The sequence below is a fragment of the Opitutus sp. ER46 genome (assembly GCF_003054705.1).
In the GTDB taxonomy this organism is placed as follows: Bacteria; Verrucomicrobiota; Verrucomicrobiia; order Opitutales; family Opitutaceae; genus ER46.
Genome location: NZ_QAYX01000021.1, coordinates 484000 through 503268 on the forward strand (window position 1 = coordinate 484000; position 19269 = coordinate 503268).

11 protein-coding genes are annotated in these 19269 nt (G+C 67.9%); 6 read left to right on the forward strand and 5 right to left on the reverse strand.

What is annotated here, in order from left to right:
• Positions 1 to 37: 37 nt before the first annotated feature.
• Complete coding sequence (locus tag DB354_RS10415; RefSeq protein WP_107835555.1) at positions 38 to 1027, reverse strand: LacI family DNA-binding transcriptional regulator; 990 nt, start codon at positions 1025 to 1027, stop codon at positions 38 to 40.
• A gap of 148 nt (positions 1028 to 1175) precedes the next feature.
• Between DB354_RS10415 and DB354_RS10420 the strand changes: the two genes are divergently transcribed.
• The 3 genes from DB354_RS10420 to DB354_RS10430 all read left to right on the forward strand — a co-directional run bounded on the left by DB354_RS10420 (position 1176) and on the right by DB354_RS10430 (position 8174).
• The gene (locus tag DB354_RS10420; protein ID WP_158277478.1) at positions 1176 to 2594 is read left to right on the forward strand and encodes an MFS transporter; all 1419 of its coding nucleotides are present in this window, start codon (positions 1176 to 1178) and stop codon (positions 2592 to 2594) included.
• A gap of 263 nt (positions 2595 to 2857) precedes the next feature.
• Positions 2858 to 5674, forward strand: coding sequence for a TonB-dependent receptor plug domain-containing protein (locus tag DB354_RS10425; RefSeq protein ID WP_107835557.1), 2817 nt, complete (start codon positions 2858 to 2860; stop codon positions 5672 to 5674).
• Between the two features lie 79 nt (positions 5675 to 5753).
• Positions 5754 to 8174: a beta-galactosidase gene (locus DB354_RS10430; RefSeq protein WP_107835558.1), complete on the forward strand. Its 2421-nt coding sequence runs from the start codon at positions 5754 to 5756 to the stop codon at positions 8172 to 8174.
• Between the two features lie 100 nt (positions 8175 to 8274).
• Here DB354_RS10430 and DB354_RS10435 read toward each other — a convergent pair whose 3' ends face one another.
• From DB354_RS10435 to DB354_RS10450, 4 genes are all read right to left on the reverse strand, one after another.
• Positions 8275 to 10578 carry a TonB-dependent receptor gene (locus DB354_RS10435; protein ID WP_107835559.1) on the reverse strand — a complete coding sequence of 768 codons (2304 nt, stop codon included), beginning with the start codon at positions 10576 to 10578 and terminating at the stop codon, positions 8275 to 8277.
• A 311-nt stretch (positions 10579 to 10889) separates the two neighbouring features.
• Positions 10890 to 13436 carry a TonB-dependent receptor plug domain-containing protein gene (locus DB354_RS10440; RefSeq protein WP_146180186.1) on the reverse strand — a complete coding sequence of 849 codons (2547 nt, stop codon included), beginning with the start codon at positions 13434 to 13436 and terminating at the stop codon, positions 10890 to 10892.
• Between the two features lie 112 nt (positions 13437 to 13548).
• The gene (locus DB354_RS10445) at positions 13549 to 14562 is read right to left on the reverse strand and encodes a FecR domain-containing protein (RefSeq protein ID WP_107835561.1); all 1014 of its coding nucleotides are present in this window, start codon (positions 14560 to 14562) and stop codon (positions 13549 to 13551) included.
• A 2-nt stretch (positions 14563 to 14564) separates the two neighbouring features.
• Positions 14565 to 15125: an RNA polymerase sigma factor gene (locus tag DB354_RS10450; protein ID WP_158277479.1), complete on the reverse strand. Its 561-nt coding sequence runs from the start codon at positions 15123 to 15125 to the stop codon at positions 14565 to 14567.
• Positions 15126 to 15339: 214 nt separating this feature from the next.
• Between DB354_RS10450 and DB354_RS10455 the strand changes: the two genes are divergently transcribed.
• The 3 genes from DB354_RS10455 to DB354_RS22520 all read left to right on the forward strand — a co-directional run.
• Positions 15340 to 17007, forward strand: a complete 1668-nt coding sequence (locus tag DB354_RS10455; RefSeq protein WP_107835563.1) for a glycoside hydrolase family 28 protein — start codon at positions 15340 to 15342, stop codon at positions 17005 to 17007.
• Positions 17008 to 17021: 14 nt separating this feature from the next.
• Positions 17022 to 18539 carry a glycoside hydrolase 43 family protein gene (locus DB354_RS10460; RefSeq protein WP_107835564.1) on the forward strand — a complete coding sequence of 506 codons (1518 nt, stop codon included), beginning with the start codon at positions 17022 to 17024 and terminating at the stop codon, positions 18537 to 18539.
• 527 nt (positions 18540 to 19066) lie between these two features.
• The coding region (locus tag DB354_RS22520; protein WP_199226829.1) for a hypothetical protein at positions 19067 to 19269 on the forward strand (203 nt) is incomplete at its 3' end.

Consider the following 19269-nt stretch of genomic DNA (forward strand, 5'->3'; position numbering starts at 1 on the left):
TTCATTAGCCGGTTGCCGGACGAAGTCCGACCACCGGCTAGCGCACGGAAGCGCGTTCGATCAGGCGGACGGGCACGGTGACGTGCCGGCGCGGCAGCTTCTCGCCCGCCGCGAGCCGCATGACCATCGCGGCCGCCTGGTCCGCCATCGCGGCGAGCGGCTCCTCGATCGCGGTCAGGGGTGGGTTCAGGACCTCGCAGATTCCGGGCACCTCGCTCACGACGAGCGAGACGTCGCGCGGGATCTGCAGCCCCATGACGTACGAGAGCACGTGCAGGCAGTTGATGCCCTCATAGCTCGAGCCGGGGGTGAAGATCGCGTCCGCGCCGGCCCGCACCTTCTGCGTGATGCTGCTGGTGTAGTTGGTCGCGCCGGCGTCGCGGGCGACCAACTGGAGCAGGTTTTCGTCCGCGGTGATCCCTGCCTCGTCCATCGCCTGGCGGAAACCCCGCAGCCGCTCCCGCATCGGCAGGATGTCCATGCCCACGATCGCCAGGCGTTTCTTGCCCCGCGCGATCAGGTGCTGCGCCGCGAGGTAGCCGCCTTGGACGTGATCGGAACAGACCACGGGCTGGTCGGGTCGCGCGTCAAACTTGTCCAGGTACACGACCGGAATCCGCGGTTCGAGCGAGCGCAGCAGGTCGGCCAGGTCGTTCTCGCAGGTGACCGCCACGATGCCGTCGAGGAACGTGCCCGTGAGCTGCGTCATCGGATCGGAGGGATGGATCACCGCGGCGTCGAGCCGCGAGAGGCAGAAGGAGGCGTAGGCGCTGAGCCGGGCGGCGTAGCCTTCGACGCGATCCGGGTAGCGCGGATCGGACAGCACCGCGATCTGCTGCCGGCGGACGCCCGCGCGCGGTTTGAGGTTGAGCTCGCGGGCGGCCGACAGCACCCGGGCGCGCGTCTCGGGGTCGACGCGATCCCGGTTGTTCAACACGCGGCTGGCCGTGCCGGGCGATACATGGGCATGCCGCGCCAGATCGTAGATCGTGTGTCGCTTGGTCGCGGGTTTCTGGCCGGCGGGCATGGTCGCGGGGGAAGGGGGACTGTTTTGTGCCGCAGCGCCGCCGGGCTGGTCGAGCGCTTTCTGTCCGGTGACGACCGGCGCGAGGACGCGTGACTTCGCGGTTGCGTTGCCCGCGGCCGCTCGGAAGCGTCGCGCGCAGCGCCGCGGCATGAGCCTTACCCCTGCGAGTTCGAGCACGCGTTTCTCCGCCCGTCTGGGCCTCGGCGTCGGCGCGCTCGCGTCCTTCCTCGGCTACGCGGGCATCGCGAGCCTGGCGGTGCCGTACTATCAGATGACGCTCGGGGTGAATCCGGTGCTGCTCGGCGTGGCGCTCGCGCTGCCCCGGCTTTGGGAGGCGTTCCTGGACCCCGTGATGGGGAACGTGTCGGACAACTTCCGTTCGCGCTGGGGTCGGCGCCGGCCCTTTATTGCTGCGGGGGCGGTGGCCCTTGGCGCGTTGTACGGACTGATCTGGATGGTGCCGCCCAGGTGGAGTGAAGCCGCCAAGGTGGCATACTTCAGCTCGGTCTCCGTCCTGTTCTTCACCGCCTACACGGTCTACAGCGTGCCGTATTCGGCGCTCACGTACGAGTTCTCGTCGGAGCATCACGAGCGGACGCGGGTGATGGCGCACGCCTCCTTTTTTCACAAGCTGGGCGAGCTCGGGTACCAGTGGATCTTTCCGTTGAGCCAACTCGCGCTGTTCGGCTCGGCGGTGGTCGGCATCCGCGTGGTGGGGTGGGGCGTCGGGCTGCTGCTGCTCACGGGGGCCGGTCTGGTGCCGGCGCTGGTCGTGCGCGAGCGGACGGTGGCGCCGCCAGTCGGCGCGGGTCGGGTCCGGTTCTGGGCCGGCGTGCGCGGGGCCCTGGCCAACCGGCCGTTCCTGATCGTGGCGGGCCTGGTGCTCGTCAACACCGTCATGGGCATGCTCGCCAGCGGCCTCGATCACTACGTGCTCGTGTATTACCTGTTTGGCGGCGACATCGCCCTCGGATCGACTTGGAAGGCGGTGCTCTCCTCGGGTTACGCGCTGATCGGCCTCGGTGCCATCCCGCTGGTGGTGGCGGTTTCCCGGCGCTGCGGCAAACGCGAGACGCTGATCGCGCTGTATGCGCTCACCAGTGTCGGCGGGCTGTTCAAATGGGTCGCTTTCAACCCGAGCCACCCGTGGCTGATCGTACTCGATCCGCTGTTGTGCGGGCCAATCTGGGTCGCCTCGCAGGTGCTGTTTGCCTCCATGCTGGCCGACATCTGTGCGGAGGATGAGCTGGCCTCGGGGCTGCGTCGGGCGGGCATGTTCGGGGCGATCTACTCCTGGATCCAGAAGACCGCGGTCTCCGTTTCCTACCTCGGCGCCGGTGTGGCGCTGGCGCTGAGCGGCTTCGAACAGTCGCTCGGAGCTGCCCAGGCGGGGTCGACCTTCACGTCCCTGCGTGTGCTGCTGGTCGCGTCAACCGCGCTGCCGCCGCTCGCGGCCATCGCGTTGCTGCGCGCCTATCCGCTCGACGCCCGCCGGGCCGAGGCCACCCGGGCGGTGCTGGCGGACCGCGCCGCCAGGGCCGTCGGCGCGCCCCCAGGCGGGCGGTAATAAAACAGTTCTACAGCCTTGGGCGTGCCTCGCCCGTCCCGGGGCGGGTGGGGCCTAGACGCCGAGGAACATCGGCCAGGATAGTGGGGGGGCGTCGCCAGCCGCAGGCCGGCCCCGGGGCTTGACATGCTGCGAAACAGTTTTACTCGTCGACAAATCCCGCCTCCCGGCCGCAGCCCCCTCCGGCCCCTGTGTTACCCCTCCGTCCTGCGGTGCGCCCGCCGCACCCGGCCTTTCCCTCACTGCCTACCACCCCGCGAACCATGAAACCTACCCTCCCCAAGTCCCCCGGCCCGCGCGCGTTGCTGATCGCCGGCCTGCTGGCGGCAAGTCCTGCCTCCTTGCTGGCCGCGGCCGCCACCCCGTCCGCCGTCGCCGAGGACGAGGCCATCGTCCTCACGCCATTCGAGGTGAACACGAGCCGTGACGTCGGCTACCTCGCGCAGAACACCCTCGCTGGCAGCCGGCTCAACACGAGCCTGCGCGACGTCGGCGCCGCGATCTCGGTGCTCACGCCCGAGTTCTTGTCCGACATCGGCGCGACGAACATGCGCGACGTGATCCTGTTCGAGAACAACGCGGTGCCCGACCTCGGCGACTCCGCCAACAACTTCAACGGCAACCCCCTCGTCGGTAACAGCGAGTGGCAGCTCCGCATCCGCGGGCTCCCAGCCAGCTACGCGCGCAATTACTTCACCTGGGTTACCTCGACCGACTTCTACAACATCGACCGCATCGACCAGGCGCGCGGGCCCAATGCCATCCTGTTCGGCTTCGGCTCCGCCGGCGGCATCGTCAACAGCACCACCAAGCAGGCCAACCTCGCAAAGAACGCCACGGAACTCACCGCGCTCGTCGGCAGCTGGGACCGCTTCCGCGGCACGATCGACGTCAACCAGGTCGTCACGCCCAACCAGCTCGCCATCCGCCTCAACGCCATGGCGGAGGACGGCAAGTCCTGGCGTGAGTTCGAGTTCGACCGGGCCAAGCGCGCCCATCTCACCACCACCTACCGGCCGCAACCCGGGACGAGCGTGCGCGTCGAGGGCGAGATCGGCCGCGTGAAGAACAATGTCGCCCGCCCCTGGCTCATGATCGACCAGTCCTCCCTCTGGCGGCAGGCGGGCCGCCCGACCTACAGCGGCACCTGGCCCTCCGGTCCCACGATCGCGACGTTCTGGCCGGACCACCTCGTGGCCGGGGACGACGGCGTGGTGCGCAACTGGCTCGGGCTCGGCTACGGCAGCAACGCCACCGCCAGCCAGACTTGGGCTCAGCTGGCGCTCACGCCGGCGAACCTCGCCATCATCCCGCGCGAGTCCAACTCCGCCGGCCCCGACGCCGTGCGCGAGACCGACTACGAGACGATCAGCGGCTTCTTCAGCCGCGAGGTCAGCGACCGGCTCTCCTTCGAGCTCGCGGTGAACCACCAGCGCACCGACTTCCTCGGTTACGACGCCAACGGCAGCCGCGCGACCAACTATTACGGCGACAGCGGCGAGCTGTGGGGCGACGCCAGTGCGACGCTGCCCGACGGCACGGCCAACCCCAACGCGGGCCGCCTGTATCTCGAAAACAACTGGACCCGACGCCACCTGACGGACCGCGGCACCCAGCTGCGCGGCAGCCTCGCGTACACCTTCGACACCGGCAGCTGGGCGCGCCACCGGCTCGCCGCCATGTACGAGCACTCGCAGCGGGACACCTTCCTCGACGAATCCTCGGAGGTGTTCACCGCGATGCCGGGCGACAGCACCGCCGCGGAGGCTGACGTGAACCGGGTTTATCGCCGCCACTATTTCCAGCCGGGCAATGTCTCCGACATCCACGTGCAGTCCTGGCGCGTGCCGGTCGCCGGCACCGGCTGGGTGCCGAACCAGTACCTCGATAACTCGCGCCAGAAACAGGACACGTTCCTCGGCGCGCTCCAGAGCACGTTCTTCAAGGACCGGCTGGTGACGACGGTCGGGTTCCGCTCGGACTCGATGAAATACACCTGGGTGCCGAGTGAGCGGGATGCCACGACCAAGCAGTGGCGGCTCGGCGCGACCCGCCGCGGCACGCGTTTCAATGCCAGCACGTTCAGCCTCGGGACCGTGTACCACGTGGCGAAGACGGTCTCGGTTTACGCCAATCATTCCAACAGCCGCGACATCCCCAACGTGCACATCCACCTGATCGGCGCCGAGATTCCGCCGATGCCAAAAGGCCAGGGCTATGACTTCGGCCTGAAGTTCGATCTGCTCGGCGGCAAGGTCTACGCCACCGCCGGCTACTACACCACCAAGGTGAAGCACATGACCGACTGGGGTGACGTGCAGACCGCGGTCACCGACCTCAACACGCGTGTGCTCACGGCTCTGCGTACCGCCGGCGTCATCACCGCCGCCGAGCAGGCGGCGCGCACGATCGACGCGAACGGCTACATGCAGGACCGCGACTCGGAGGGTTATGAGTTCCAGGTGATCGCCAATCCGACGAAGAACTGGCGGATCTCGGCCAACTTCTCGACGAACGAGGTGATCAACCGGAACGCCATGGCCGAGGTGAAGGTGTGGGCGGACAACAACACCGCGTTTTGGATCGCGAAAGGCGGCCGCGACTTCCTCCTCAGCGGCGCGGGCAATGCGTGGGATACGATCGGCGCCCAAGTGGGCTGGCTGTACCAGTATCACATCGACAACGTCGTGGCGTTGAATGGTCTCCAGGCGCGTGGCGAACGGAAATACGGCGCAAACCTCTACACGAAGTACACGTTCACCGATGGTCTCCTGAAGGGCTTCGCCATCGGCGGCGGCGGCCGGTACCAGAGCCGGAACGTCCTCGGCTTCTACAATGGCGGGGTGCGGATGGGCCGCGAACTCGTCCTCGCCGACGCCATGCTCGCCTACACGGTGAACCCGCGGCTGCTCGGGCGCGAAACGCCCGTGGAGTTCCAGCTCAACGTGAGCAACGTCTTCGATACCGACCGCTACCAGGTGTACACGCTGGCCTGGTGGGACACCACCTCCTCGATTCCCGAGCGGATCGGCCTGCAGGAGCCGCGCAAGTTCACGCTCAGCGCCACCCTCAAATTCTAGATTTCGCCGTGCCGCCGGGCGGGGTGGGCCGATCCGCGTGGCCGCGGACCGGGCGCCCCGCGGCTGACTCTCTTCGCTCATGTCCAAGCTCCGCCGTCTTCTCCTTCCCGCCGCGCTGGCGCTCGTCCTCGCCGCGCGCGCGGACGTCCTGATCGACGCTACGACGCCCCCGGCGCCCGCGACCCCGCTCAGCTTCGCGGTCGGCGGCCAGTCGCCGACCGGGGAAACGCTGGAGGTGAACCGCCGGTTCTTCACGCGCAACGGCCAGCCGTGGTTCCCGGTGATGGGCGAGTTTCATTTTGCGCGGTATCCCGAGGCGGAGTGGGAGGGCGAGCTCCGCAAGATGAAGGCCGGCGGCATCGACGTCGTGGGGACCTACGTGTTCTGGAACTTCCACGAAGAGCGGCCGGGGCGCTTCGACTGGAGCGGCCAACGAAACCTGCGGAAGTTCGTCGAGACGTGCGGCCGCGTCGGCCTCCAGGTTTGGATCCGCATTGGCCCCTGGTGCCATGGCGAGGTGCGTAACGGCGGCCTGCCCGACTGGGTGCTGGCGGCGGGGCCCGTGCGGCAAAACGCACCCGGTTACCTCGAACTGGTGCAGCGCTTCTTCGCGCAGATCGGCGCCCAGGTCCGCGGACAGTTCTGGCAAGACGGCGGCCCCATCATCGGTGTGCAGCTGGAGAACGAGTATCACCCGGACCGGGACGGCGAGGCGCACATGCTGCGGCTGCTGGAGATCGCGCGGGCGGCGGGCTGCGTTGCGCCTTTCTATTCGGCGACCGGCTGGGACAAGGCCGTGATTCCGGCGGCGCCCTTCCTTCCGGTGTTCGGCGGCTACACGGAGCAATTCTGGAGCGACAGCCTGACGGAACTGCCGCCCAACCAGCACTTCTTCTTCACGACCATTCGCGCCGAGGACAACGTCGGCTATCTCCTGGAGCCGAAGGATCGGACCTACCACGAGCGGTACCTCGGGTATCCGTTCCTCACCGCCGAACTCGGCGGCGGCATGGCGGTCGCCTATCACCGGCGGCCGGTGATGTACGCGGCGGATTCCGCCGCCGCCGCACTGACGAAAGTCGGCGCCGGGGTCACCCTGCTGGGCTACTACATGTATCACGGCGGCACGAACCCGCCGGCGGCTGGGCCGCTGCATGAATCGTTCACCGGCTGGAATGCGTACAACGAACTCGAGACCAAGTCGTACGATTACCAGGCGGCGCTCGGTGAGTTCGGCCAGGTGCGCGACACGTACCGCGCGATGAAGCTCGTGCACCTGTTCCTCCATGACTTCGGCGTAACGCTCGCTCCCATGACTGCCTACTTCCCGACGGAGCGGCCGCGCAGCCTCGATGATGCCATCACCCCGCGCGCGGCGCTGCGCTCGGATGGGCGCACCGGGTTCGTTTTCATCAACAACCACCAGCGCAACCATCCGCTGCGGGCCCACCCGGACTTTCAGGTCAGGGTGAAGCTCGCAGGCGGAATCGTGACGCTGCCGCAGGCGCCCATCACACTGCCCAGCGGCGTGTACACGCACTGGCCGGTCAACCTCCCGCTGGGCGCAGGCACCCTGCGCGCGGGCACCGCACAATTGCTCTGCCGGCTGGCCGATCCTGCGGTCTACGTGTTTGCGGCGCAGCCCGGGATTCCGGTGGAACTCCTGCTGGAGACGCCCGTCGGCGTCACGCTCGAGGCCGGCGGCGCGCGCGTCCAGCGGGTCGCGGGCGGCGTGTTGGTGACGGAGATCGTGCCGGGCCGGGAGCCGGCGGTGTCGCTGCGCGACGCGACGGGGCGCACGACGCATCTGCTGGTGCTGCCGCTCGCGGATGCGATGAACCTTTGGAAACTGCGCGTGGCGGGGCGGGAGCGATTGCTGATTTCCGAGGGCGCGTTGCAGCCGCTCGCTGACGGCCTCGCGGTGGAAGCTGAGACCGTGCCCGCCACGCGCGTCGCGGTCTTTCCGGCGCTGGACACCGCGGCCGCGCCGGTGCGGGCGAAGACGGGCTGGTTTACCGAGTACGCTCCGTCGGTCACACCGCGCGCCGACGTGCTGGCAACCGTCCGGCAGGAACGCGCGGCCGGCGAGGTTCCACCCGTGCGGCTGAATCCCGATCCGAAACGGCCGGTGGCGCTGCAGCCAACCGACGACGATTTCGCGCGCGCGGCGGTCTGGCGCCTCGAGTTGCCGGCCGCGCTGCAGGCGGGGGACGCACCCGCCCTGCTGCGCATCCGCTATCGCGGTGACGTTGCCCGGGTCTACGCGGGCGACCGGTTGCTCACGGACAACTTCTACAAGGGGACGCCGTTTGAGATCGGGCTCTGGCGGCTGACGCCCGAGGAGCGCAAGGCCGGCCTGACGCTGAAGGTCCTGCCGCTGCGCCGCGACGCGCCCGTGTACATCCCGCGCGAGGCGCGTCCCACGTATGACGCCCACGACCAGGCCGTATCACTCGACGCCGTCGAGATCGTCTGGCGGCACGAAGCGACCCTCCGCTGAGGGCGCAAAGAAGTGTCACGTATTACGTGACACTTTTGGCGGTGCTCAGAGGGAGCCGGACGGAAAAGTGTCACGTAATACGTGACACTTTTGCGGAGGCTCAGAACTCGAACGTGGTGGAGAATTTCACGTTCGTGCCCGGCGCGGTGGTGATGCCGGTGCCGGAGACGCGACCGCCAGCGACGGAGATGTAGCCCTTGTCGTCGAACGGATTGTCGATCGTGAGCCGGAAAAAGTACTTCTCGTGCCAACGATACGAGGCGCCGAGGGTGATCGCGTACATTGGCTTCAGGTAGAAGCTGGTTTGGCCGACGACGTTGGCGGCAGTGAAGTTGACCGGCGTGTCTCCGGCGCGCTTGCCCGTGCAGTTCACGCCCGCGCTGAGGGCGAGGCCCTTGAGGCCGCCGTCGGTGTAGCGGTAGTTCAGGAGCAGGGCGGCGAGGTTGTCGGCGACGCCCCGGACGTTGCGGCCAAGCGAATCACGCATGCGCAGATGCGAGTAGGTCGCCACGGCGGAGAGGTGCGGGGTCAGGCTGCCGATCAGCTCGAACTCGAAACCCTCGTTGCCGTAGTCGGCGATCAGCTGCTCGGGCGCCGCCGGGTCGGTCTGGTGGTCGGGGTTCGGGATCGTGACGTTGGTCTGGGTGATCTCGAAGTAGGCGCCGTTGAAGGATAGCCGCTGGTTGAGAAACTCGGACTTGAAGCCGTACTCGTCCTGTTTGCCGTCGCGCCAGAGCGGCAGGTTGTTGGCGATGGTGGGCGAGGAGTTGGAGGAGTGGCTGTAGTACACCGAGACATTGGGCAGCACCTTCACGAGCGCACCGACGGAGCTCATGTTCTTGCCGTCGTCGAGGACGCTGGGGGCCGAGTTGGTCAGCGCGTTCTGGCCGGTGGTCTTGGTGTTGAAGCGCAGCACGCCGGCGGTGAGGAACAGCCGGTCCTTGAAGAGGCCGACGCGCTCGTTGACGTAGAGCTGCCAGTTCGTGAACGAGCTCTTGTTGAACGTGTTCAGCGCCGAGCCGTAGACCGGATTGTATCGGGCATCCGGATGCGCGAGATCGATGGCGGGCAGGGTGCCGTTCTTGCCATGCGTGTAGCCGGTCTGCCGCGAGTAGGCCACGCCCGCGACGGTCTGGGTGCTGAAGAACGGGAACGTGTAGCTGCCGACGATATCGGCCTGCGCGTTGGCGGTCTTGCGGCGCGACCACTGGGCGTCGGCCCGGACGGGGATGGCGTTCGGGTTGAAGAACGCGGAGTAGGTCGGGACGTACTTGTTGGTGGCAGCGTCGAGCGCCCAGGTCTGGTTCTGCGTCAGCTCGCCGGTGTACGGGTTGTAGCGGTTGGTCAGGCTAGGCGTGGAAAGAAACTCCTGCTCCGAGTCCTCGAAATAGTAGCGGCCGTTGGCGGCGAAGCGGAGGCTGATGTTCTGGTTTACGCTCGTGGTGAGCTGGGTGAACAGGTCGGCGGTGTGCGTGCCGACGTGGCTCCAGGGCTGGATGCCGTTGAGGCCGCGCTTCGAGATTCCCGGGGCGAGGCCGGGATCGTCGGTCGCCGCCGTCACAGACGGATCGATGATCAGGAGCGGCTCGCGGAAGATCCAGTGTTCGGCGGCGATGAGCTTCACCTGCAGCTGTGTGCGGTCGGAGAGGCGCCACGCAAACATGGGGGCGAGGACCTTGCCGCGGAGGCGGGCCTCCTCATCCCAGTAGCGGCGCGAGTCCTGCAGGGAGCCGATCACGCGGTAGGCGAACGCGCTGCCCGGCGCGAACGGCCCCGTCGCGTCGAGCGATACCTTCTGGGCGTCGTAGAGGCCGATGAGGCCGGTGACGCTGCGCTTCTGACGGTAGAGCGGAGACTTGGTGATGACGTTGATCGCGCCGCCGGGAGCACCGGACGGGGAGAGAATGGCATTGGGGCCCTTGGCCACCTCGATGCGGTCGACCACGGCCTCGTCGATGTTGTCGGCGTCGGCGGGCTGCAGGAAGTTGTCGACCGTGCGCTGTCCGTTGCTTTCGAAGCCGCGGAGAATCATCCGATCCTGAAACTGCATGCCGCGACCGTCCTGCACGCCGGAGACATAGCGCGCGGCGTCAAAGATGCGCGAGGGCGCCAGATCGTCGATCATGTCGCGGGTCACCACGGAGATGGAACTCGGGGTGTCGAGGAGCGGGGCGCGGACGCGCACGGCGGAGATGGCGTCGGCCGCGCGGTAGCGATCGGCGGTCGAGCCGGAGACGGTGAACTGGGAGAGGGTCACGATCTCGTCGTCGCTGGCGGCGGGAACGCGGGTGGCGGCGCCGGGAGGGGCGGCTTGGGCGGAGAGGGCGTTCGCGCCGAAGGCGGCGAGCAGTCCCGTGAGAATAATGCAGTGGCAACGCACCGTACGGTGCAGGGTGTTTTTCATTCGGGGTGAGGAGGTTTGCTGCCGGTGGTAGCCGGCCACCCTCACGACGCGCGACGCCGCCGAATGGGGGATCGGGGGGAGTGAAAGTGAGAGTGAGGGTGGCCCCAGAGGGGGAGTGAAAGTGAGGGCACCTCTTACTCTTCCTCCTACTCTTTCTCTTACTCTCGCGCTCGCTCTTGCTTTCGTTCTGCCGCGTAGCGGCAGCGATGGGGTGTGCTGACGCCGCGTTCGAATACGAGAGAAAGAGGAAGAGTAAGGGAAAGAGGCGGTTCGGGTTGGACCACTCGCGGGGCCGTGGCCCTCAGCGAGGCCTAGAAGTCCACCGAGGTGGAGAGGCGGAGGTTGCGTCCGGGGGCGGTGGAGAGCCCCGTGCCGCTGACGCGACCACCGGCGGGCCGGAGCCGGTTCCGCTCGTCGAGGAAATTGTCGATCGTGAGCCGCAGGAGCCAGTTGCCGTGGCGGCACGAAAGGCCGGCGTTGGTGGTGACGTACGCCGGGATCATGAAGCTGTGGCGCGTCGGAACGCCGAGCGGGGTGAAGTCGACGGTGGGCGTGTCGCCCGGCCGCTCGCCGGCGTACGTGGCACCGCCGAAGACCGACCAGCGCAGGTGCGGATTGAGCTGGAAGCGGTAATTCAGGAGCAGCGCAGAGTTGCGGTCGGCCACGGCGCGGACGCGGCGCCCGAGCGAATCGCGCAGGTGGAGCTGCGTGTACGTCGCGATCACGGAGAGGTTGGTGGTCAGCCCGCCGGTGAGTTCGACCTCGAAGCCGTGGTCGCGCAGGTCGGAGATCAACTGCCACGGCGCGGAGAGGTCGGTCTGGTGATCAGGATTGGGCACCACCACGCGGGTTTGGCGGATGCTGAAGCGCGCCAGGGTGAGGGAGAGGCGCTCTTTGAAAAACTCGGCCTTCGCACCGAACTCGTCCTGCACGCCGTCGCGCCACAGCGGCAGGTCGTTCGCGATGACCGGCGTCGAGTTGGTCGAGTGTGTGTAGTACAGCGAAAGGCTGGGCGCGGGCTTCACCAGCACACTCGCGAGCCAGAGCAGCCGGCTGTCGTCGAGCACGCTGACCGCGGGGGGCGTGCCGGAGCGCTCCTCGCTCTGGTGAAAGACCTGGTAACGCAGGACGCCGCCGGTGAGCTGCACGCGTTCGTGCGCAAACGACAGCCGCTGGTTGGCGTACAGGTCGAGCGAGTTGAGCTTGCTGTGCTGGTCGCCGTAGAACGCGTCGGCCCACGTGGCATTCGCGCGCGCTCCCGGCCGCGTGAGGTCGATGGGCGGCAGGGTGCCGGTGCGCAGTTCGCCGACGTTGTCGTAGTGGCTCACGGCCAAACCGGTGACCGTCTGTGTGCTCACCCCGCCGAACTGGTGCCGCGCGGCGAGATCGGCGTGGAGGTTCGTCGTCGTGGTGACGGTCTGCTGGTTGTCGGCCCGCACCGGAATCGCCGTCGGGTCGAACAGCGGCGCGAGCGTCGCGACGTACGTCGTGCCGTTTCCGTCGAGCGCCCACGTCTGGTCCTGCGTCAGCTCACCGGTGTACGGGTTGTATCGATTCTTCAGGGACGGCGTGGCGAAGAACTCCTGCATCGAGTCCTCGTGGTAGTAGCGGGCGTTGGCGGCGACGCGGACCGCCATGTGGTCGCCGAGGCTGGAGGTCAGGAGCGCAAAGACGTCGGCCGTGCGCGTGCCCACGTGGCTCCACGGCTGCATGCCATTGCGACTGCGGTACGAAAAGCCGGGGGCGAGTGTGGGCGTGCCGGTGGCTTCGCCGACGCTTGGGTCGAGGATCAGGCCGGGCTCGCGGAACACCCAGTGCTCGGCGGCGATGAGTTTGACGGTGAACTGGGTGTGCGGCGTCGCCTGCCACGTGAGCATGGGCGCGAGGACTTTGCCGCGGAGCCGGGCGTCGTCGGCCCAGTAGCGGCGGGAGTCCTGCGCTGCGGCGATGAGACGGTATGCCAGGGCGCCGTTGCGTCCGAACGGCCCGGTGAGGTCGGCGGTCAGTTTCTGTGCGTCGAATTCGCCCGCCAGGGCGGTGATTGTGCGGCGCCGCGTGAACTGCGGGGACTTGGTGATGACGTTGATGGAGCCGCCGGGGACGCCGGCCGGAGCGAGGATCGCATTGGGCCCCTTGGAAACCTCGATGCGATCAATCGTGGCCTCGTCGAAGTTGTCGGCGCCGCTCTGGAAAAAATTGTCCACCGTGCGCCCATTGCTCTCGAAGCCGCGGATAATCTGGCGGTCGGCAAATTGGGTACCGCGGCCCTCCTCGATCCCGGCGATGAAGCGGGTGACGTCGAACAGGCGCGTCGGTGCCAGGTCGTCGATGACGTCGCGCGTCATGACCGAGATCGAACTCGGGGTGTCCAGGAGGTTGGCGCGCACGCGCACGGCGGAGACGGCGTCGGACGCACGGTAGCGGTCCACGGGCGTGCTGGAGACGGTGAACTCCGGGAGTCGCACAATCTCCGGGCCGGGTGGGCCGGTGGCCATCGGGGGAGGCGCGGGGGGCGCCACCTTGACCGGCAGGTCGGCGCGGCGGACCACGATCATGGCCCCGCTCGAGCCGTCGCGGTGGACGGTGAGCCGAGTGGACGCGAGCATGCGCTGCAGTGCGTCGGCGACGCGGTACGTGCCGTCGATGCGGACCGTGCGTTCGCCCTGCACGTTGTCGACGAGGTACACGAGCTGTTCGCCAGACTGCCGGGCGAACTCGGCGAGCGTCTGCACGGCGTCACCGGCGGGCACGTGGAATGCGCGCGACTTGCTGGAGGCCAAGGCGGAGCCGGGAACGGCGAGGAGGACGAGGGTGAGACGCAGCCAGCGGGGCCAGACGTGACCCAGAGGGGACCGCACGGAGTGGCCGGGCGCGGGACTCAGTCCCGCGGCCCTCGCGGCAGCCGCGGATGCAGCAGACGAGGCGCGTCCGACGGGCCGTGTGTCGAAGCCACGCAAGAGGAACGGCGGGTCAGCGCGCCTTGCGCAGGATGATGCGTCGGGCGTCCATGCGCTCGACCTGGATGTCGCCGGCGGCTTCGAGGAGCGTGACGAAGGTCTGGGCCTGGTCGGCGTCGAACGTGCCGCCGACGGGCCGGCTGGCGAGGGCAGGGTCGGCGAGTTCGATCTGCACGTCGCTGAAGTGGTTGAAGTGGGCGATCACCTCGGCGAGGGGCGTCTGGTTGAACTCGAGTCGCGGGGCGTGCCAGGCACCCTCCTGCGCGCGGGCGATGGCGGCGGTTTGCACGACCGGAGCCTCGCCCGGGCCGCGGTCGGTGCGGATTGTCGTCGCCTCGCCCGCTCCGAGGAGAAGGGCGGGAAATGTGGCGACGCCGACAGGCGTGGCCCGCGTGACTTCGACCCGACCTTCGGTGACGAGCACGGCGACGCGGGCGAGTTCGCGGCGGACGCCGAAGGCGGTGCCCACGGCGCGGACGGCGACCGGGCCGGCAGCGACGACGAACGGGCGGGCGGCGTCCTTGGCGACGGCGAAGTGGGCTTCGCCCCGGCGGAGCTGGACGTGCCTTTCCCCGGGAGCGAGGTCGACCTCGACGGTGCCGCCGCCCTGGAGATAGACCGTGGATCCGTCGGAGAGCGCGACCGTCCGCGGCTCGCCCTCGGCGGCGTAGACCAGCGGGGCGGAGATCGCCGACGACGGCCACGCGCGCCAGACGATTACGGCCAGGCAGGCGGCGGCGGCAAAAGCGATGAACGGCCAGAGGGGGGCGCGGCGCTTCCGCGGCCGGGCGGACTGCATTTGCTCGAGCTCGGCGAGCATCGCGGCGGCCCCGGGCGCCTCGGGCAGGCGCTGGAGCAAGTGCTGGCTCAACTCCACCTGCCGCGCGGCTTCGTCGTGTCGCGCGTCGACGGCGCGCCAGGCGGCAAACTCCGCGGCCTCGTCGGCGGTCCAGCCGGCGTCGCGCCGGGTGAGCCACGCGGCGGCTTGCTGACGGATCCTGGCGGCTTCGGCATCGGGGGCGCGCATGGTCAGTCGAGCTTGAGGTGAAGCCGGGCGCGTTCGTGCAGGATGCCGCGCGCCTCGAAGTACTCCGCGCAACGTTGCACGCCCTTGGCCATGTGCGTCTTCACCGTCTCGGTCGAGACGCCGAGGGTGTCCGCGATCTCCTGATACGAGCAACTCTTGAGGTAGCGGAGCATGATGACGTGACGGCAGCGATCGGGCAGCGCGGCGATGGCGTCGGCGAGAATCTGGAGTTCCTGGCGTTGGCTGAGTTCCTGGGCGGCGTCGGGCCGCTCTTCCACGACGTCCAGGCCGGAGGCTTGGGGGATCGGCGTGCCGTTTTCCTGGGCGCGGCGGCGGAAGAGGTCGAGTGCGACGTTGCGCGCCGCGGTGAACATGAAGGCGCGGGCGTGGCGGAGCCGGCCAGCGGCGTGCTCGTGCAGCACGCGCCGGTACGTCTCCTGGACGACGTCGTCGAAGTCACGCAGGGCGGGAAACCGCGCCTGGAGGTAGGAGCGGAGCGCGGCCTCGTGCGGCTGCACTTCGACCGTGAACCACTGGGATTGGTCTGCGTCCGTCGGGGGCATTGCGGGCGGGGTGGGAGCGCGGCACCAGTTATGCCGTTGGGTCCCGTTTACAAGTGCGATCGCGGTCAACCAATAGCCTGTGCCGCGGCCGGGGCCGGCAAAGGCTCGCCAGCGGCGGCCCGGCCCGCTCACGCTCCCGGCTGTTTTCGCCGGCTTTGCCGCCGGAATTGCCGCCACCATCCCCAATCCCGCCGCGTCCTGCGTCGTATTGATCATGCTGCCCCGCGTTCTTCTCCGCCTGCTGCCCTGGCTTGCCTTTGCCCTCGCGCCCGTGCTGGCCGCGCCGGTCGAGGCCACATTCAACGTGCGCGCGTTCGGCGCGACCGGGGACGGCCGCACGCTCGACAGCCCCGCCATCAATCGCGCGATCGAGGCTGCGGCGCAGGCGGGCGGCGGCACCGTGGTGTTCCCGGCAGGAGAATACCTCTCGTATTCGATCCGGCTGCGCAGCCACGTCGGGCTGCACCTCGGCCCGGGCGCGACGATCCTGGCGGCGGATCCGCCGGCGCCGGGCACCGAGGGCGGTTACGACGCGCCAGAGCCGAATGCGTCCACGCAATGTCAGGATTTCGGCCACTCGCACTGGCACAACAGCCTGATCTGGGGCGAAGACCTGGAAGGCGTCACTATCACGGGACCCGGCCGGATCTATGGCCGCGGCCTGAGCCGCGGCAACGGCCGCATCTCGCGCCCCGTCGGCACCCGCTACCCGCCTACCGGCGGGGCGCTCCCCGACGTGCTCGCGGCCGACGGTCCAGTCGAGTTTCCGCCCCGCCCGGACCTGAAGCCGGGACCGTTCGGATATCCGAGTGCCCGCGACAACCTGCCGGCAGGCGTGGGCAACAAGGCGATCGCGCTCAAGAACTGCCGCAACGTGGTGCTGCGGGACTTCACGATCCTGCACGGCGGTCACTTCGGGATTCTCGCGACGGGGGTCGACAACCTCACCATCGACAACCTGCTGATCGATACCAACCGCGACGGCATGGACATCGACTCCTGCAGCAATGTCAGGATCGCAAACTGCTCGGTGAACTCGCCGTGGGACGACGGCATCTGCCTCAAGGCCTCGTACGCGCTGAACCGCAACCGGCCGACGGAGAATGTCACGATCACGAACTGCTTCGTGAGCGGCTATGACGAAGGTACGCTCCTCGATGGCACGCGGCAGCGGCTCGACGCGCATCGCGGCGGACCGATCGGCCGGATCAAGCTGGGCACGGAGGCCAGCGGCGGCTTCCGCGCGATCACAATCTCGAACTGCGTCTTTGAATGCTGCCGCGGCCTCGCGCTCGAGCAGGTGGACGGCGGCGAGATGGCGGACATCACTGTCACCAACCTGGTGATGCGCGACCTCGTGAACGCCCCGGTGTTCATCCGCCTCGGCGGCCGGTTGCGCGGGCCGGACGTGAAGCAGCCGGGCACGGCGCGCCGCATCATCATCAGCAACGTGGTCGCGCACAACGTGGCTCCCGACCATGGCCTCTTCATCGCCGGTGTGCCCGGGCACCGGGTGGAGGACGTCTCGCTGTCCAACATCCACATCACGTATCGCGGTGGCGGCACGGCGGAGCAGGCGCGGCGGGACGTGCCGGAGCTCGAGCGCGGGTATCCCGAGCCCGAGCTGTTCGGCGTGCTGCCGAGCTGGGGGCTGTTCGCCCGGCACGTGGCGAACTTCACGCTGCGCGACGTGAAATTTGAGCTCCTGCAGCCGGACGCCCGCCCGGCGGCGCGGCTCGACGACGTGGTGGGTGCGCGGTTCGTGCGCGTGGAACTGCCCGCGGGCGGCCCCACTGCGCCCTGGGCGATCGTCAACTCGGCGGCCCTGCGCGTGCAGGAGACGACCGGTCTCGCGGACGGATCCCTCGCGACGAAACCCTGATGCCTTTACCGGACATGAAATCGAAGCTGCCCCTCCTGCTCCTTGGTCTACTCTCCTGCGCGACGCTCCCGGCGGCGCAACCCGCCCCGGTGACACCCTCCGCGCCGGTCATTGGCTGGGGCGACCAGGGCGATGGGACGTATCGCAACCCGATTCTGAAGGCGGACTATTCGGACCCGGATGTGATCCGGGTGGGCGACGACTTCTACCTGGTGGCATCGGAGTTTCACTTCATTGGTATCCAGGTCCTGCATTCGCGAGATCTCGTGAACTGGCGGATCATCGGGCAGGTGTTCCCGCGGCTGCCGATCGACCCGAAGTACGACGAGATGCGCGCGTATGCGCAGGGCACGTGGGCGCCGACGCTGCGTTTCCGCAATGGCACCTTCTACCTCTACGTCTGCACGCCGCAGGACGGACTCTTCATGTGGCACACCCGCAACCCCGCCGGCGCGTGGTCCGAGATGGTGACGGTGAAGGCGGTGGCGAACTGGGAGGATCCCTGCCCGTTCTGGGATGAGGACGGCCAGGCGTACCTGGTGCACGGTCGGAAAGGCGCGGGTCCGCTGATCATCCACAAAATGAACGCCGAGGGCACGCAGTTGCTCGACGAAGGTGTGGAGGTTTATCGCGGTCCGGTGGCGGAAGGTCCGAAGGTTTTCCGGCGCCACGGTTGGTACTACATCTCGCTGCCCGAAGGCGGCGTCGAGGTGGGCGGCCAGGTGCTGCTGCGCTCGCGGCAGCTTTACGGTCCCTATGAGAAGCGGCAGGTGCTGGTGGACGGCAGCCCGCACCAGGGCGCGCTGGTTGACCTGGAGAATGGCGAAACTTGGTTCGTGGCGTTCAAATCGACCGGCCATCTCGGCCGGGTGACGCACCTGCTGCCCGTGCGCTGGGGCGAGGACGACTGGCCGGTGTTTGGCGACGCGGGCCGCACCGTGGCGCAGGCGAAGAAGCCAACGCTGCCCGGGGGACCGATCCTGCGCCCGCAGACCGATGACGAGTTTTCGACGCCCGTGCTCGGGCCCCAGTGGCAGTGGAATCACAATCCCGATCCCGCTGCGTGGTCGCTCGTGGAGCGGCCGGGCTGGCTGCGGCTGCGCGGCCTTCCCGCGCCGGAACTGAAGCTCGCGCGGAACACGCTCACGCAAAAACTGTGGGGCGATGCCGGGACCTTCGAGGCGCGGCTCGACGTGACCCACTTGGCGGAAGGCCAGAAGGCCGGGGTCGCATTCATGAGCGGAAACGTGTTTGGGCCGATTGGGGTGATGCGCGTGGGTGGCCGGCTGGTCATCGAGGTCGAGGGCGCAAAAGGCCCGGAACTCAAGCAGTCGACCGTGTGGCTGCGCGGCACGTATGTCGGCGATGTTGGCCGGCTGGCCTATAGCCTCGATGGCAGCACCTGGACTGAGTTGGGCGCGCCGGTGACGCTGAAGTTCGGCCAATGGAAAGGCGCGCGCGTGACGCTTTACTGCTACGGCGCTGGCGATGGCCACGCGGACATCGGCGAAGTGCGATACCGGTATCAGTAGTTTTTCGCTTTCGGTTTTTCCTGCGGAAAAAACGAAAGAAGTATCCGGACATTTTGAAAAAGTATCCGGACATTATTCCGGAGTATCTGGACATTATCGCGTAAGTATCCGGTGCGTAGTCGATTATAATTGCAGCCATCGTACCCTCCTGATCGTCCGGTTTTGCTCCGTTTTCGCTTACGCGAAAACAGAAGGGGGCGAGCGGCGGACCAACCACGTTGGCGGGCGAAGGGGCGCGACGAGGGCAAAAGGGGGGCGAGACTGCGGACTGCCGATACCGCACGAGCGCCGGAATGGGGCGCGAAGTGAACGGGAACGTGCGCCCGGAAGGGGCGGAAAGGGGGCGAGGATATGTGGCGAATCGCTCGCCCCCAAAAGGGCGGAAAGGGGCGGAGAGATACGTGGAATCGCGCGCCCAATGGGGGCGAAAAGGGGCGCAAAGTGAACGGAATCGCGCGCGGAAAGAGGAGGACGATTGGGGCGGAAAAGGGGCACCCGCAAAGACCCGCATGGGCTGGTTTCCCTCCGTGTCCTCCTCCGTCCTCCGTGAGCTCGGTGACGAGAACGAGAACGAGAACGAGAACGAGAACGAGAACGAGAACGAGAACGAGAACGAGAACGAGAACGAGAACGAGAACGAGAACGAGAACGAGGGGAGGACGGCTACGATAACCGGGGACGACCCTCAATCCCTCAATCCCTCAATCCCTCAATCCCTCAATCCCTCAAT